The sequence below is a fragment of the Flavobacterium azizsancarii genome, assembly GCF_027980145.1.
In the GTDB taxonomy this organism is placed as follows: Bacteria; Bacteroidota; Bacteroidia; order Flavobacteriales; family Flavobacteriaceae; genus Flavobacterium; species Flavobacterium azizsancarii.
In genome coordinates this window covers 107,671-124,843 of sequence record NZ_JAMZNK010000002.1, presented here as the reverse complement: position 1 = coordinate 124,843, position 17,173 = coordinate 107,671, and the positions used below count along the sequence as shown (strand labels likewise).

The following is a 17,173-nucleotide window of genomic DNA, read 5'->3' as shown; positions in this document are numbered from 1 at the left end:
TTTTTATGACACACGGATTTATGCGGATTTAAACAGATTTGCGCGGATTTCTTTTTTTGCTTTACAACGGATTAAAATCCGTTGCTACAAAATAAATCATTCCTCCGATTTTTAAAGAACGTTCCGGAGGAACAAAAACATATTGTAGGGAAGGATTTTAATCCATCATAGGTAATCAAAACCGTCAATCAGAATCACTAATTTTTGACGAGCTTCTCGCGGAGATTTCTCTTTGCGTCGAAAAACAAAAATGAGGCTAAAACTAAGTAAAATTCATAAAAAAATCCGTGCAAATCCGTGTTTTCGCGATAGCGAATCCGTGTCATCCGTGGGCCATAAATTCAACAACCTTATTTCTCTGCATCCAATAATATCGCCAATTGAATACAAGGCAAATCAGATCGATTGCTCCACGCATGATTGGTTCCTCTTTGCACGACAATATCTCCGGCTTGCAATAAAGTTTCGCCTTCATCAACAATAAGCCAGATTTCACCGGAAAGAATTACGATATAATCTAAAGTTTCAGTTTGATGCATCAACGGATGTGGCTGACCTTTGGGCGTCACAATTCCAAGATCCTTATCGGGTGGTATTTGAACATACCTGAAATAACTTCCTTTTTTGGGTGTATGTGGGAAAGCAGTATTTTCGATCACTTTTTCTTCTTCTAATTTTACAGGCATAGAATCTGTCGACCAGATATCTGATATAATTAATCCAGGAAAATGTTCTGAAACATTTGATACAATTGCATCTTTTTCAATTATTGATTTTCCGTTTTTTATTCCCGTAATGATCCTTCTCGGAATTGGTTTCATAATTGGTTTATTTGCATGATTAATTTCTTTCCGTTCGTTTTATTTTCGCGGAGTATTGTGTGTGCTTTTAATACTGTCGAAACTTCTAAATCCCCCATTATTTCTATACTTGGTGGCATAATAGATTTATTTTCGAGTAAACTTCTCAATTGGTCAAGACCTGCTTTATAATAATCGTATCGTTTCTCCAACCCATATGCATAATTGGATATGTTGAGAATCGTTGCACCTTTACTAAAAAGGGTTTCGCGTGAATCAGGGGTAGAAAAATTAGTAACATCAACATACGTTCCGTTTGTTTTTAGAAGTTTTGCAGCTGTAACTGCCATCTCATTCCCTACTAAATCAACGACAAAATCAAAGTTTTCGCCATTATTTAATGCTAAAGCCGTTTCGTAAACTTTATCCTTTTTATAATTTATAATCTGATTTTGTTTTATGCCAAGATCTAATAATGATACGATACTCTTTTCGTTTCCTGCCGTCACAATAAAATTATTATACCCGTTTGCAAGAAGCAATTTCAAGAGCATATTCCCTACTCCGCCAGCAGCTCCTGTTATAAAAATAGAATCATCTTTATTGACTTTCATTCTCTTTATAATTTGTAATGCTGTCAATCCCACAGAAGGTAATGCGGCTCCTTCTTCTAAAGAAATATTCTTGGGCAAATGCATCAGGATCGCTGCGGGAACACAAATATATTTGGCATATGTACCGTTTGATCCCATACTTCCGGACCCACAAAAAACAGCATCTCCTATTTTAAAATCAGTAATTTTTTTGCCAATCGCAGATACAATACCGGAAAATTCCCTGCCTAATATAGTTGAATGCAATAACTTGCGTTCCATCGCATTTTCGGTCATTTGGTAATCTATCGGGTTAAAACCTGCCGCCACTATTTTTACCTGAACCTGATCGTGTATTGGTTCCGGTGTATCAACTTCTTCCAGTTTAAAATCCCCATTCTGATGTAAAATGATTGCTTTCATTTTTATATTTTTTATGGTACAAAATTATCATACAAATACTTTATTTTTGCTATTGGTTAACCCGAGGTTACCAGTTACCAATGAGAAACTACTATGGCAAAAATTAATGATAACGGAATACTACGTGAAGCAAATTGTTCAGAAGAACTTATGGCAATGCGTGATAGTCTGGACATATTAGGAGGGAAATGGAAATTGATGATCCTGCGTTTTTTAACAAACCGAACACATCAGGTAATTAACTTCAAAAAAATGCAACGGGAAATCGAAGGAATTTCTGCCAAGATGCTCAGTAAAGAGCTAAAAGAGCTGGAAATTAATTTGCTTGTTTCCAGAACACAACAACAAACAAAACCTATTACGGTCGTTTATGCTATTACAGAATACGGAAAATCTGTTCTTCCGGTAACTGAAACTTTGGTAAACTGGGGATTAAGCCATCGCGAAAAGATTATTGAAACGATTAATAAATAGTAATAAATCTTCAGAAAGAATCGGTACTGGGAATTGAATTTATTCTTCAAATTATAACTTATAATAATCTACAGTACAACATTCTAATCTCCTTTTTTTTTTCAGGTATATACAAACAAAAACCAAGAATCTTGTCATTTCCCTGCCTTTTTCTTATTATTTAAAATCTTAAAAATTGATTAAAATTCGAGTTTATTCCTTAAATAAATTGATTTACTAATATTAATTTTTACATTTGTGTTATTTTTAATTATTCTAAATAGATTGAAGGTCTTATTTGAATTTTACAATACAAAGAAATATCCTTAAACCAATTTAAACAATAAATATCTCCATATGAAAAAGAATATTTTTATCTCTTTTGCATTAGCCGCTACTTTATTTGTTAGTGCCCAACAAAAAAATAGCTTATTAGAACAATCTTTTTGGAAAAATGCACCTGATACAAACACGGTTAAAGCTGAAATTGCAAAAGGAAACAATCCTGCTGAAGCAAATGCAAATGCTTTTGACCCTACAGTTCTTGCTATTAACAATGATGCACCTTTAGCGACTATTAAATTTTTATTGGACCAACCCGGAAACGAAGTAGGTAAAATGACGCATGATAATCGTATTTATTTGCATTGGGCGGCTTACAGAGGAAATACTGAACTGGTAGAATATCTGATTGCAAAAGGTTCTGATATTAATCTGGAAGACAGCCACGGCACTACTCCAATTGTATTTGCTGCATCTAACGGACAAACTAATACAGCTTTGTACGATGCTTTTTTTAAGGCAGGAATAAGCCCTAAGAAAAAATATAAAAGTGGAGAAAACTTATTGCTTTTAGCTATTGCAGCAGACAAAAACCTAACACTTACTGATTATTTTATCACTAAAGGAATGTCTTTGAAAGATGTTGATAGTGATGGAAATACTGCATTTAACTATGCTGCAAGATCCGGAAATATTCCATTTCTGAAAAAGCTCTTAGAAAAAGGAGTTAAATATACTGACAATGCACTTATTATCGCTTCTCAGGGTAGCCGCAGAGAAACGAATACACTTGAAACATATAAATATTTAGTAGAAGAAGTAAAAATCAAACCTACTGTAACTACTAAAGATGGAGAAAATGTACTTCACTTTCTAGCTGCAAAACCTAATCAAACTGAAATTATCAACTATTTTTTATCTAAAGGCGTAGATGCCAATAAAACTGATAAGGAAGGAAATACTCCGCTAATGGTAGCGGCCAGAGCAAAAGATACCGCTGTTTTGGAATTACTATTGCCAAAAGTAAAAAACATCAATACACAAAACCTAAAAGGAGAATCGGCTTTGACAGTTGCAGTTAAATCAGGAACTCCTGAAGCAGTTGCAACCTTGCTTAACAAAGGTGCTGACGTAAATGTAAAAGACAAAGACGGAAACAATTTAGGCGTTTATCTGGTACAATCCTACAGACCAGCGGGACGCGGTGAAGCTAACGCTGCTAAAGATCCGTTTGATGCTAAAGTAAAATTACTTCAGGACAAAGGATTAAACCTTAGTACGCCGCAAAAAGACGGAAGCACATTATACCACTTTGCCGCAGCCAAGAATGATTTGAACCTGGTAAAGAAATTAGCGTCTTTAAATATTGATGTGAATGCTAAAAACAAAGATGGTATAACCGCTTTGCATAAAGCAGCAATGGTTGCCAAAGATGATACTATCATGAAATATTTAGTATCAATTGGCGCTAAAAAAGACGTTACTACTGAGTTCGACGAAAGTGCTTATGCTTTGGCCAAAGAAAATGAGTCCCTAACTAAAAACAACGTATCTGTTGAGTTCTTAAAATAGAATAAAAAATTATGAATTACGGGTTTGAGTTATAAGTCAAAACGAAACTCAAACCCATAATTTATAACCAATAACTAATAACTCACAATTTACAATTCATAATTAATTAACATGAAATCAATATTTAAAATAGCGTTAACAGGCGCACTAATCTGTCTTATCTCTTTTCAGGCAAATGCACAGGCGAGCAAATACAAATGTATGCTTCAAATGGCAAATTACATGGGAGAAGGAGCTTACATCGTAGTTTCGCTTATTAACCCGACCGGTGGTTATGAGAAAACGCTTTATGTAATGGGCGACGATAAAAAATGGTACAAATCATTGAAGGAGTGGAATAAATTTCAAACTCAAAAACCTGCTGATATCAGTGCAAAAACCGGAGCATCAGTTACTGGTGGAGATCGCAGTATTACAACCATAGAAATTGAAGATTCTAAAATTAACAAAGGATATAAACTAAGATTCGAATCTGCTGTTGAAGATCAGAAATACTATGTAAGTGATCTTGAAATTCCTTTAACTACTGAAGGATTAGCTGATAAAACAGAAGGAAAAGGATATATTAGATACGTGAGATTAAACAAGATTTAATAGTTTACCGTTTCTAACAAACTTTGTCAAAGTTTTGAACTTTGACAAAGTTGACACATTAAAAAGATTAACAATTATATTTTACCATCCGGAAGAAAATCTTTTTAATCTGTGGCAAACCAATTCTCAGTTACATTTGATTACACTATAGATTACATTCAATGACTCTTTCCTTTTGGCGTTACTCACACCTGGCTCTGGCTCTTTTCTCTTCTTTGTTTTTAGTTTTAGCTTCAGCAACCGGTATTATTCTGGCAGTTGATGCGATGCAGGAAAAAACACTTCCGTATCATACAGAAAACTTTGGCAAGATCACCTTAGGCGAAACTTTGCCAATACTAAAAAAGGCCTATCCGGAAATAACAGAACTAAGCGTAGATCATAATCAATTTGTAACCTTACAGGCAATTGATCAGGATGGTAATGATATCAATGCCTATATTGATGCCAAAACGGGGAAAGCTTTAGGAAAGCCAATCAAAAAAAGTGAATTCATACAATGGGTCACCGGATTTCATCGTTCGTTATTTCTTCATGAAACCGGACGCTTTTTTGTGGGTGTAATCTCTTTTTTATTAGTCTTAATCGCGATCTCAGGCTTTGCTCTTGTTCTGAACAGACAAAGAGGCATTCGTAATTTCTTTTCGAAAGTAGTCAAAGAATATTTCACTCAATATTATCATGTTGTTTTAGGCAGACTGGCTTTAATTCCAATTCTGATTATTGCACTTACCGGAACGTATTTATCTTTAGAAAGGTTTAACTTTTTTATGGGTAAAGAAAAAAATCAAAAAGAAAAAATAGAGGTTGTATCAACTCCAAAAGGTAAAACTCCATCCGTCTTTACAACTACCCTTTTGGCCGATGTAAAGAAAATCGAATTTCCGTTTACAGACGATCCTGAAGAATATTATATCATTCAGTTAAACGATCGTGAAATCGAAGTCAATCAGGTTACAGGTGCTGTTGTGACTGAAAAACGTTCCCCAATGACGGTTCAGTTATCTGATTTAAGCCTTAATCTTCATACCGGAAAAACCAATGCAATCTGGGCTTTTATATTAGCCATTGCAAGTATAAATATTCTCTTTTTTATCTATTCAGGTTTTGCAATTACTTTAAAAAGAAGAGCAAGCCGTATTAAAAACAAATTCAAAGCCGGCGAAAGTAAAATCATTCTTTTAATTGGTTCAGAAAACGGAAGCTCATTGCGGTTCGCTAATGCTATTCTCAAGCAATTAATCGCTCATGGAGAAAAAGCTTTTATTACTGAATTGAATAGTTTTACTGTTTTTCCGAAGGCAGAACATATTATTATTTTTTCGTCTACTCACGGATTAGGAGATGCTCCGTCTAATGGAAATAAATTTATTTCACTTTTAAAGAAATATCCCCAACAACAAAAAATCAATTATTCTGTTGTCGGTTTTGGCTCGAAAGCGTATCCCGATTTTTGTGGATTTGCATACGAAATTGACAAACAACTGGAAAATCAGAATTGGGCAGAACGTTTTCTGGAAGTTCAAACAGTTAATGATAAATCTGCTGCAGAATTTGTAGAATGGATAAAATTATGGAGTACTAAAAACGAAATTCCATTATCAACAACACCTTCTCTATACAATCATGTTCCTCAGGGTTTACAAAAAATAATGGTATTGGATAAAACGTTAGTTTCTGAAAATGAGCCAACTTTTATCCTTACTCTAAGAGCCAATTTAAGATCAAGGTTCAATTCTGGAGATTTACTTGCTATTTATCCGGCAGACGATACGAGGGAACGCCTCTACTCTATTGGAAAACATACCGGAAATATTCAATTGGTTGTAAAACTACACCAACATGGTTTAGGTTCTGAATTCTTAAATAGTCTGGTGCCGGGAAATATTATCAAAGCAAGGATTATCAATAATAAAGCCTTTCATTTTCCTCAAAAAGTTTCTAAAATAGCATTAATTTCTAACGGAACGGGTATTGCTCCTTTCCTTGGAATGATTGAACAAAATAAAGCAAAAACAGAAACACATTTGTATGCGGGATTCAGAATGGAAACTGAAACTGTTTCAGAATATAAGAAGTTTACATCAGAAATGATCCAAAAGCAAAAACTTCAAAGTTTTCATCTGGCTTTATCACGCGAAGCAGAACATTTTTATGTAATGGACCTGATAAAACGTGATGCTGACTTCTTTATTGATCTGTTGCTGCAAGGTGGTGTAATCATGATTTGCGGTTCGCTTGCGATGCAAAAAGATGTTGAAGCCATTCTGGATAAATTGTGTCTTGCCGGAGAAATGAAGAGCATTTCATATTATAAAGATAATGGTCAGTTACTTAGTGATTGTTACTAAACACGAATTTTACTAATTTACACAAATTCTTTCGTGCAATTAATTTCATAACGAGAGTACTAAATATTGGTAGAAAATTATAAATTCAAAAAAAAAGAGCCCCGGCGGGGTGATATATATTTAAACAGTTGCTTTTAGCTTGCAGTAGACGCAATAGCAATCATTTTGTTGCATACCTATGGCACGCTAACAAATTTCGAATAAATAACTACCAATATTTTGTATCTAAAGTCACATTTGAAATCTTACTAAAAACAGTCTTTAAAAACGATTCTCATGCATAAATCAACCTTATATACCTTCCTGTTTTTTTCTGTAATCTTATGCAGCTTATCCGGCAATGCACAAATTCTAAGAAAAAGAACAACCTTGCTTATGGGCGGAAGATTTGATATTACAATTGTTGCTAAAGATTCTCTTTCGGCTGAACAAAATATCGATGAAGTCATTGCGGAAATTACACGAATAGAAAATCTAATTTCCGACTGGAAACCAGATTCGCAAGTATCACAAGTCAATCAAAATGCCGGAATCAAACCTATAAAAGTAGATCGCGAAGTATTTGAATTAACACAAAGAGCCATACAGTTTTCTAAAGCTACAAATGGTGGCTTTGATGTGAGCTTTGCTGCAATGGACAGAATTTGGAAATTTGACGGATCAATGACCGGGATGCCTTCGGCAGAAGCCATAAAAAAATCGGTAGAAAAAGTAGGTTATAAAAACATCATTTTAGATTCAGTTCAATCTACTATATTCCTAAAATTAAAAGGAATGAAGATAGGTTTTGGTGCTTTAGGAGAAGGATATGCGACTGACAAATGCCGAAACATGATGCTCGCAAAAGGCATTAAAGCCGGAATCGTAAACGGATCCGGAGATATGACGGCATGGGGAAAACAACCCAATGGCAAAGACTGGAATATTGGTATGACCAATCCGTTTCATCCGGATACCTTATTTGCAGTAGTTCCATTAAATAATGGCGCCGTAACCACCTCAGGAAGCTACGAAAAGTTTGTTGTTTTTAATGGTAAACGATATTCTCATATCATAAATCCAGCAACAGGTTATCCTGCCACAGGATTGTGCAGCGTATCTGTTTTTGGTCCAAATGCCGAAACGGCTAATGGTCTTAGTACCTCACTCATGGTTTTAGGACAAAAAGAAGGGCTGCTTTTCCTTAAGAAATATCCAGAATACAGTTGCGTAATGATTACCGATAATGGAAAACTGGTAAAATCAAAAAACTTCTCTATCAAAAAATTCAGGGCAAAACTTTAATGCATTTTCATACAAGAGACTAAACTCAATTTTTTTATCACGCAAAAAAAACATTAAACCCCACGCTTTGGGCAATGTTATTAAGTTAAGGAAAATCTATAATGCTTTTACCGAATGGATCTCGCGCAAAGGTGCAAATTCGCCAAGTTTACATCCGTTTTCTTTGCGCATTTGCGCCTTTATGCAAATTTTTATAACCATAATTTTCTTTAAAAAACATTAGCTTAATGACATTATGCTTTGTGATAAAAACCTGCCGGGTTTTCTTCTAATATTAGACCTGCCGATCTCCACTTAAAAACACAAAATCTCCTTATCCCTGTTCTTAAATCATTCTTATTCAAGTTCTAAAAATATCAAAATCCCAACATTAGAATTTCTAATGTAATTCTAATGATTTTCTAATGTATTTATTTAGATTAAATATAAACAATATTATAAGTTTGCGTTTCTATTGATATGTAAACTAATTATGAGATTTATATTATTTGTTCTTTTGCTTGCCAATTTTTCTGCTTGGTCACAAAATGGAAAAATTACCGGAAAAGTAAGTTTCCCTCACCATCAGCCAACTTCAGGGGCTTCGGTACTTGTTTTAGGAACACAAAAATTTGTTATTGCTGACAATCAAGGTCAATTTGAAATAGAAGGATTGGCTTATGGAAATTATACTTTAGAAATTTCTTCGTTAGAAGCCAAAACTAAAACTGTTGACATTCATATAAATCGTCCTTCTTTTCATATTACTATTTCAATAGAAAAAAATGATCCTAAGAACCTTAAAGAAGTTGTCATTCAGAAAAAATCCATAAAAAAGGAGATTACAGAAAAAGGTTTCTCGGTAAATGTCATTGACACCAAAGATGCAGCTACCAGAAACCTTCAGACAAACGATTTACTGGATCGCTCTGCAGGAGTTCGAATCAGGCAAAATGGTGGTTTAGGATCTAGCGTTGATTATAATGTAAACGGAATGACGGGAAATTCTATACGAGTATTTATAGACGGGATTCCAATTTCTACCTATGGCTCATCATTCAATTTAAACAGTATTCCACCCGCATTAATCGAACGCATAGAAGTTTACAAAGGCGTTACCCCTGCTCATTTGGCAGATGATGCATTAGGTGGAGCCATAAATGTAGTGTTGAAAAAAGGAGCTAAAAATACCTTGAATGCTTCTGTTTCTTATGGTTCTTTTAATACAGTTCAGTCTAATTTTAATACTACATACCGCGACAAATCCGGTTTTACAGTAAAAGGATCCGGGTTCTATAATTACTCTGATAATGATTATGAGGTATGGGGGAAATTTGTTTACAATATCCTGCCAGACGGACGCTACGATTATGTTAGAGCCAAACGTTTTGAAAACAGATACCGTTCATATGGAGGAAGATTTGAGGCTGGTTTTACAGATGTTAAATGGGCAGATAACTTTTTAATAGGTGTAAATGTTTCTGAAGACCACAATCAGATTCAGCATGGTCAATATATGACAAGACCTTATAAAGGCCGTTTTACAGAAGCGGATGCGACAGCAATAAGCTTGAATTATGCTAAAAAAGATTTCCTTGCAAAAGGACTTGACTTTACCTTAAACGCAGTTTACAGCCAAAGAAACGAAACATTAAATGACACTGTAAAATGGACTTACAATTGGTTTGGCGAAAAAGCACTGGGATTATATGGTAAACCTATTTTATCTACTTACGGAGCGCAACAAGCCGGGCCAACTATTAATACTATCGCAAGTAATATCCTTACGTCACGAATGGGATTAAACTATAACATAAATGAGAAGAACAGAATTGTGTTTAGCAATATGTTTTATATGGTTGACAGAAATGACAATGACCTGATAAAACCAGAATTTCAGAACAATTTTGAGGCAACACGCGATTTACAAAAAACAGTTTCTTCATTAGCATATGAAATGGAAGCTTTTGATTCCCGTTTAAGAACCAATGTTTTTGCTAAATTCTATGAACAGAAGTTAAATGAAATAAAACCTGAACTCCTTTCTCAAAATGGTCAAAATACCGTTATTGAAAAAATAACTAAAAACACAAATTCATTTTTCGGATACGGTTTAGCCACTTCTTATTTTGTTACCCCTAAAACAATGGTTTCATTATCTGCAGAAAAAGCGATTAGACTGCCTTCTGAAGATGAAGTATTCGGGAGACCGGGAGAAAATATAATAGGAAATTCTGAACTAAAACCTGAACAAAGTAAAAATGTAAACGCAGGAATTAAATTTGGTCCTTATGATTTTAACCAACACAGAATCTCTTTTTCCGGATCCGGATTCTGGAGAAATTCTACAGACAAAATTGTACGTGCCATTAGTATCCGTTTGAATGAAGCGGTACAATCAACACCTTTTGCGAATCTTGGAAAAGCACAATCTTTGGGTTTCGAAGCCTCATTTGATTATGTATACAATAAGAGATTATTCGTATCCATGAACATGTCGAAATTTAATTCATTATATAAAAGTAAATACGACAAAAACGGAAATGTGCTCCTGTACTATAATAAACAATTACCTAATGAGCCGTACTTCACCGTAAACGGAAGTCTTCAGTATAATTTTAAAGATATTTTACAAAAGAATTCTGAACTGAACTTGTATTACAATTTTGGTTATGTGGGAGAATTTTATACGTCATGGCTTGAAATAGATAAAACAACAACTCAATTCCCCCAAGACTTAGGATTGAGTTACGCTTTTCCTAACAAAAAAATAATAGTAAGCTTTGATGCCCGAAATATTCTAAACGAACAGGTATATGACAATTTTGCTGTACAAAAACCAGGAAGGGCTTTTTATTTAAAATTAAACTACACACTCAATAAATTCTAATACTCTATATAATTAATTTTTTTAAATCCATGAATATGAAAAAAAGTACATTTAAATTACTTGCATGTGGTCTGGTTTTTACAACATTTGCCCTAACAACAAGTTGTAGCAGTAACGACAATAACGATAATACCCCACCTACATTACCTGAAACTCCGGGACGTTGGATTACTCTTGCCGGTGCATTGATGCAAACAGAACCAGGAGACGGAAACGGTGGAACAAAAGTATTTTCTGTTTCTAAGGTAGATGCAAGAAATCCTAATTTTTCTATTGATGTATACGGAAAAGGATCTCCTGTTCAGTCAAGCAGAACCGCTCGTTTACAATCATCTGTAGATGGAAGCACTCTTTTTAATATTACTTACACAGGTGCAAACGGTGGTGAATTTATGACTTATAAAGTAAACGGAGCTGCTAACTTTGCGCAGTCCGGAGCTACAGTAAATATCTCTCAATATGCCGGAACATCACCAAGATGGAACAAACTTTTTGACGGTGATAAAACAGGTGTAGCTGTAAATGTAGCGACCCCGGTAGTGGTTACTAATACTGACAAAAGTTACAAACATACCAGAGGACTTGCAACTGTTGTATCATTGAACATGCAACAAACTTTAATTTCGGCATATAAACAATACGAAATTGCATTAACTGCTCAGGAAGAAGCACAAGGACATCACCTTTTCCGTTTGGATGCTCCAACACTTAACAAAGCCGGAAATAAATTAATCATTGGTACATGGATGCGTAAAACAAATCCTGAGACCGGACAAAACGAAGCTACATTTGACCGTTTAGGTTCAAAATCTGTAATTGTTGATTACCCTTCTTTAGAGAATCCACAGGTGATTACTTCTACAGTAGCTTTTGGAGATACAAGTGGTTTCCGTAGTTTTAATAGCTTTTTAGCAACTGACGGTAATATTTACCAAGCGACTCAAAGAGACACAAAAAATGGTTCTTACATCTTAAGAATTAACCAAAGCAATCAATACGACAACTCTTATAACTTTAGCCTAGATACGGCTCTTGGAGTAAAAGGATCTTATATCGACGCATGGAGATATGCAGGAAACGGAATTGCTTATGTACTTTATACTCATGCAGATGCAGGAGAACAAGGTTTTGTTGCAAGAGTTGACCTGAATGCAAAAACAGCTAAAAAAGTAGAAGACATAGCTTATGACCCGGCTTTAGATTTTGGTCAGTACCAAGGTTTTGTAGTTGACGGAAATGATTTATACATCGCGGTTACTCCAGTTGGAAAAGACGGAAACCTTTATATTATCGACATTCCTACCGGAGCTGTAACTAAAGGGGCTAAATTGATCAACAATCCTGGAAACCATTATATTGGTGTATTCTAAAAAGATACAAACACAGCAACATAATCTGTAAAGATAATAACTTGAATTTTTTTTTTAATTAGAACATTCCGCTTCATTTTTTGGGGCGGAATGTTTGTTTTTAATAGCGTAATAAAAAATTAACCGCAAAGAACGCAAAGTTTTTTTGCCTAATATTACGTTGATAAATAAAGAGTTCGCAAAGCTGTTTCAATACCAAGCTTTGGGAACTTTAATTCTTAGAAAATCGCATTAATATAACTTTGCGCGCTTTGCGGTAAAATTCTCTGTTTCAGATCGCTATAGGGATTGCAATAAAATTAATTAGTAAATTCTAGGTATCGCAAGTAACACTATCCCAATCCTGCTCCATATAATTAACAAGCCAGTTTAAAGCATATTGTCTTTCATAAACGATCCCCGGATTAATTCCTTCTATTTCCCTGCCATTAATTCTTTCATCTACGCAAGCCCAATTAAATCTGTAATACAAATCATTGACATCCAAAATTTCACTTTTAGATCTTGTTGAAACGATTGCATCAATAAAAAAATTTGGGTCTTTATCCTGACCAACAGGATAATCATCAGGATCTAAGTTTTCTAAATCACAAAATTCATTCGGAAAATCCAGTGTTTCAACTTTGTTTAATGCCCACATCAAAACCCAGATTCCTTCGCATTTCCAGCTTTCGTTTGCTTTTTTATCGTCTGTAGGATTCGCCAGAAATTCCTTTTCATTCTCAGTTACAAAATTCCACAGCTTATAATTTTGCAAATACTCAGTGGCTTCCTCGGGAGAAATACTATTAAATGCAACCAAATTTACTACCGCCAAAACGCTAACACGTTGTGCAATTTCTTTTGGGGTTCTTAAAGTAGTTTCGCTTTCAGATTCTATACAAGGAAGATTTCTGTTGATTTTGATCGTATAATTCTCAAGAATTTTTTCGTTATTTTCTTTTCTGAGTTTCTGATCTTCTTCTAAAGCATTTTGATCTTCATCAAAATAAAGGGAATCGATTTTGACATCTAAAGTATCAATTTCACAATTTCCTTCGATATCAATAATAAGGTTCAGATTTTTGTCCAAAAAGTGCTGTCCACCAGATCTGCTGATAATACTATCTGGCTGCACAAATAAAACAGCATCAAGTTCCAGTGCTAAATTTGCTATTATCTTCTTTAAATCTTTGACTTCGCCCTCTTCCTGAATTACTGTAAACTCACAATTCAGGGTCTGGATTTTACGCAGAAACAAATCTTTGACTTTCTCGTCGACAGTTGGCAATGAATTTACGAATCCGTAAAATCCTTTTAGATTTGCTGTAAAAGTCGAATCGTTGATTTCAGGAATTTGATAATACGGCTCGAGTCTTTCACGATACAAAATTTCTATCTTTCCCCAGGAATTCAAAGGCCCTTCTTTAATTTCAATTTCGATGACATCACATTCATCTTCTTTGTTTATTGAAACTTCCCCTTTTGGGAAATTCAATAAGATTATTTCTTTAATATTTTCGAAACCAGTTTGGTGCGAGTAAATGGTACAAATCATTTCGTTATTTTCTATTTGCGATTAAATATTCAGGCTTATAAATCTGTTTGTTTACGCTAATATAGAATTATTTTACTACAAAGAACAAACATAATTAGATCAAATAATATTGAAATAACCACAAAAAAGACTGTTTCACGCAGATTTTACAGATGAGAACAAATTTAAAATTTGCTATAATTTACTTTCAAATAAATCTGCGATTATCTGCTTAAATCTTTAAAATCTGCGCGAAATAATTAAAATTATTGCACCTTAACTTCAATAGATGAAATTGGAATTTCCTTTCCCCCTGAAGCTTTCAATTGAATAGCCTCGTTCTTCCCATTCGACTGAATAATTACAATACATTTTCCATTAAACAATTTGCAGGAACTGGCTTTAAAAGAATCCAAATTGGCCTGATATCCATTATCAACGCCAACTAATTTTCCTCCACCCAAAACTTCAAAATTAATTAAATCATTAGCGTTAGGAAGTAAATTTCCATCCTTGTCTACAATAGAAACCGTTACATAAACCAAATCATAAGTATCATTTTTGATCGTCGTTTTATCAGCTTTTAAATCAATTTTAGAAGCTTCTCCGGCTGTATGAATTGCTGCCTCTAAAACTACTTTCCCATCTTTTCTAGATACTGCTTTTATCGCTCCGGGTTCAAATTTTACACGCCATGAAATATGTAAGTCATCATTCTGTTTTGATTTTTTCCCAAGTGATTTTCCGTTAAGGAATAATTCAACTTCATCAGCATTGTTGTAATACGCCCAAACATCGACTTCCTGTCCTGCTTTCCAGTTCCAGTGCGGAAAAATATATAGCACAGGTTTCGTTGTCCATTCGCTTTTATACATATAATACACATCTTTTGGAAGTCCGGCCAAATCGATGATTCCGAAATAAGAACTTCTTGCCGGATATGGATACGGATCCGGTTCGCCAATATAATCGAATCCAGTCCAGATAAAAGTTCCCGCCATGAAATCCTGTTTCTTAATAGTTTTCCAATTTTCTTCGTGCGTAGCTCCCCAATATGATTTTACCTGATCATAGGCCGAAACCGTCCAATCTGCATTTCCATCAAACGCAGCACCGTGCTTTGTTGGCCAGGCTTTAATTCCATCTGGAAAATCATAATGTCCACGCGTTTCCAACGCCGAAACACTTTCAGAAGCTAATATTTTCTGTCCCTTAAAACGTTCAGGAAAATCTTTGTAATCTTCGTGTTTGTAGTTGAAACCCAAAAGATCCAAAGCACCGGATTGATAAATAAAATTTTTCTCGATTATATTCTCTGTCAAAGCCGCAGTTACGGGACGAGTAGTATCTAACGATTTTACAATCTTGGCTAATTCTCTTGTAATGGCAATTCCGGTACTGTCGAATTGTTCCCTGATTTCGTTACCAATACTCCACATCATTACAGATGGATGATTGCGGTCTCTTTTGATAAAATCTTCCAGATCCTGTTTGTGCCATGCATCCCAGTCTTTATGGTAATCGTTGGTTACTTTTTTCTTCTTCCAAACATCAAAAGCTTCATCCTGAACAATAAATCCCATTTCATCACACAGCTGCATCATTTCCAGAGAGTGCGGATTATGCGACATTCTAATCGCATTGGTTCCCATTTCTTTCAAGATTTTAAGCTTTCTTCTCACGGCATGAATATTTTCTACAGCGCCCAATGCGCCATTATCGTGATGCAGGCAAACGCCCAATATTTTGGTTGGTTTCCCGTTTAATGAAAAACCTTTTTCAGCATCAAAATCAAAAAATCGGAAACCAAGAGGTGTTTCATAATCATCCACCAATTTAGATCCTTCATAAACTTTAGTTACCACTTTATACAAATAGGGATTCTCTGTGCTCCATAGTTTTGGCTGATTTAAAACCAAATCGTGAATCTTTTTCTCTGATGTTTTTGCTCTTATTTTTTCAGTTGAAGTAAAACTAGCCACTTCTTTATTTTCAGCATTTAAAATTGAAGTAACCAATTTAAATTCTTTTGCAATACCATTGTCATTATCAATCGTGACTTCTAAATGTATTTTTGATTTTGCCGCAGCAACTTCCGGCGTTGTTACAAAAGTTCCCCACTTCCCTACGTGCAGTTTCTCGCTCGCAACTAAACGTACATTCCTGTAAATTCCGGACCCCGTGTACCATCTTGAATTAGGTTGCGCATCGTTATCGACTTTTACAGCAATTACATTTTCCTTTTTGTCAAAATTCAAATATTTTGACAAATCGTACCCAAAGGAAATATACCCATTAGGACGAATTCCTAATGAATGTCCATTAATAAATACTTCGCTATTTTTAAAAACACCGTCAAATTCTATCGAAACCGATTTGTTTTTCCAATTTGCAGGAACAGTAAATACTTTACGATACCAACCTTTCCCGGCAGGTAAAAATCCTTGTGCCTGTTTTGTTTTACTGTCTTTGTCAAAAGCCCCTTCGATACTCCAATCGTGTGGCAATTGAAGCGTTCTCCAATCGGTAGTTTTAAAATCAGACTGAATTGCCGTTGGATAATCTCCTAGTTTGAAGTTCCAGTTTTTATTGAAGTCTTCGATGATTCTGGCTTTTTTTTCTTGTGAAAAACCAATTGTTGAGAGCAATAATAATGATATTGCAATTACTGTTTTTTGTAAATTTTTTTTATGTTTAATCATAATTATATTTTTTATTCTAATCTAAAATATACCCCCTATTTGTCAGACTGAGCGAAGTCCAACCCAATATTCCGTAATCCTTAAATGGATTTCGCGCAAAGGTGCCAAGCCGCCAAGTTTACATCCATTTTCTTTGCGACTTTGCGCGAATTTTTTTAGCCATAATTGTCTTTAAAAAAGCTTAACCTAATGACATTCAGCTTCGGCAGATAAATCACACACGTAACTCGACAAAGAATAACACTATTCTATTCGGAATTTCTAATGTGATCCCTCGTTCCTCGGGATGACAAAAATGAGGCGAAACTCTCTTTGCGTAGCTTCGACTTAGCTCAGCCTGACAATTGGAACGTAGACGCACTGC

At 34.8% G+C, this 17,173-nt stretch carries 11 protein-coding genes; 7 read left to right on the top strand and 4 right to left on the bottom strand.

Features of this window, described 5'->3' with window-relative positions; translation table 11 throughout:
* Window positions 1–350: 350 nt before the first annotated feature.
* Entirely contained in the window at window positions 351–821 is a 471-nt protein-coding gene (locus tag NJT12_RS01650) for a cupin domain-containing protein (protein WP_271334191.1), read from the bottom strand.
* Window positions 818–1,816, bottom strand: coding sequence for an NADP-dependent oxidoreductase (locus NJT12_RS01645; protein ID WP_271334190.1), 999 nt, complete (start codon window positions 1,814–1,816; stop codon window positions 818–820). The genes NJT12_RS01650 and NJT12_RS01645 overlap by 4 nt, the downstream gene beginning before the upstream one ends.
* A 93-nt stretch (window positions 1,817–1,909) precedes the next feature.
* Here NJT12_RS01645 and NJT12_RS01640 point away from each other — a divergent pair, with 93 nt between their 5' ends.
* The 7 genes from NJT12_RS01640 (at window position 1,910) to NJT12_RS01610 (ending at window position 12,591) form a co-directional block, all read left to right on the top strand.
* Window positions 1,910–2,290, top strand: coding sequence for a winged helix-turn-helix transcriptional regulator (locus NJT12_RS01640; RefSeq protein ID WP_271334189.1), 381 nt, complete (start codon window positions 1,910–1,912; stop codon window positions 2,288–2,290).
* Window positions 2,291–2,626: 336 nt separating this feature from the next.
* Window positions 2,627–4,123 (top strand): ankyrin repeat domain-containing protein, encoded by a 1,497-nt coding sequence (locus tag NJT12_RS01635; protein WP_271334188.1) that lies wholly within the window; start codon window positions 2,627–2,629, stop codon window positions 4,121–4,123.
* Window positions 4,124–4,234: 111 nt separating this feature from the next.
* Window positions 4,235–4,717: a DUF2271 domain-containing protein gene (locus tag NJT12_RS01630; protein ID WP_271334187.1), complete on the top strand. Its 483-nt coding sequence runs from the start codon at window positions 4,235–4,237 to the stop codon at window positions 4,715–4,717.
* 161 nt (window positions 4,718–4,878) lie between these two features.
* Window positions 4,879–7,068: a PepSY domain-containing protein gene (locus tag NJT12_RS01625; RefSeq protein ID WP_271334186.1), complete on the top strand. Its 2,190-nt coding sequence runs from the start codon at window positions 4,879–4,881 to the stop codon at window positions 7,066–7,068.
* Between the two features lie 276 nt (window positions 7,069–7,344).
* The gene (locus NJT12_RS01620) at window positions 7,345–8,352 is read left to right on the top strand and encodes an FAD:protein FMN transferase (RefSeq protein ID WP_271334185.1); all 1,008 of its coding nucleotides are present in this window, start codon (window positions 7,345–7,347) and stop codon (window positions 8,350–8,352) included.
* Window positions 8,353–8,824: 472 nt separating this feature from the next.
* Window positions 8,825–11,221 (top strand): TonB-dependent receptor, encoded by a 2,397-nt coding sequence (locus tag NJT12_RS01615; RefSeq protein ID WP_271334184.1) that lies wholly within the window; start codon window positions 8,825–8,827, stop codon window positions 11,219–11,221.
* 35 nt (window positions 11,222–11,256) lie between these two features.
* Window positions 11,257–12,591 carry a hypothetical protein gene (locus NJT12_RS01610; RefSeq protein WP_271334183.1) on the top strand — a complete coding sequence of 445 codons (1,335 nt, stop codon included), beginning with the start codon at window positions 11,257–11,259 and terminating at the stop codon, window positions 12,589–12,591.
* A gap of 313 nt (window positions 12,592–12,904) precedes the next feature.
* Here the strand turns inward: NJT12_RS01610 and NJT12_RS01605 are convergent, their stop codons facing one another.
* Together NJT12_RS01605 and NJT12_RS01600 are read right to left on the bottom strand one after the other, a co-directional pair.
* A complete protein-coding gene (locus NJT12_RS01605; protein WP_271334182.1) occupies window positions 12,905–14,128 on the bottom strand; it encodes a DUF4272 domain-containing protein in 1,224 nt (407 codons plus the stop codon).
* Window positions 14,129–14,373: 245 nt separating this feature from the next.
* Window positions 14,374–16,809 (bottom strand): glycoside hydrolase family 2 TIM barrel-domain containing protein, encoded by a 2,436-nt coding sequence (locus NJT12_RS01600; RefSeq protein WP_271334181.1) that lies wholly within the window; start codon window positions 16,807–16,809, stop codon window positions 14,374–14,376.
* Window positions 16,810–17,173 lie beyond the last annotated feature (364 nt).

Excerpts from the sequence above, each read along its gene's own strand:
- NJT12_RS01615 (WP_271334184.1), top strand. The coding sequence starts at position 8,825 with ATGAGATTTATATTATTTGTTCTTTTGCTTGCCAATTTTTCTGCTTGG.
- NJT12_RS01600 (WP_271334181.1), bottom strand. The coding sequence starts at position 16,809 with ATGATTAAACATAAAAAAAATTTACAAAAAACAGTAATTGCAATATCA.
- NJT12_RS01605 (WP_271334182.1), bottom strand. The coding sequence starts at position 14,128 with ATGATTTGTACCATTTACTCGCACCAAACTGGTTTCGAAAATATTAAA.
- NJT12_RS01645 (WP_271334190.1), bottom strand. The coding sequence starts at position 1,816 with ATGAAAGCAATCATTTTACATCAGAATGGGGATTTTAAACTGGAAGAA.
- NJT12_RS01625 (WP_271334186.1), top strand. The coding sequence starts at position 4,879 with ATGACTCTTTCCTTTTGGCGTTACTCACACCTGGCTCTGGCTCTTTTC.
- NJT12_RS01635 (WP_271334188.1), top strand. The coding sequence starts at position 2,627 with ATGAAAAAGAATATTTTTATCTCTTTTGCATTAGCCGCTACTTTATTT.
- NJT12_RS01640 (WP_271334189.1), top strand. The coding sequence starts at position 1,910 with ATGGCAAAAATTAATGATAACGGAATACTACGTGAAGCAAATTGTTCA.
- NJT12_RS01630 (WP_271334187.1), top strand. The coding sequence starts at position 4,235 with ATGAAATCAATATTTAAAATAGCGTTAACAGGCGCACTAATCTGTCTT.
- NJT12_RS01650 (WP_271334191.1), bottom strand. The coding sequence starts at position 821 with ATGAAACCAATTCCGAGAAGGATCATTACGGGAATAAAAAACGGAAAA.
- NJT12_RS01610 (WP_271334183.1), top strand. The coding sequence starts at position 11,257 with ATGAAAAAAAGTACATTTAAATTACTTGCATGTGGTCTGGTTTTTACA.
- NJT12_RS01620 (WP_271334185.1), top strand. The coding sequence starts at position 7,345 with ATGCATAAATCAACCTTATATACCTTCCTGTTTTTTTCTGTAATCTTA.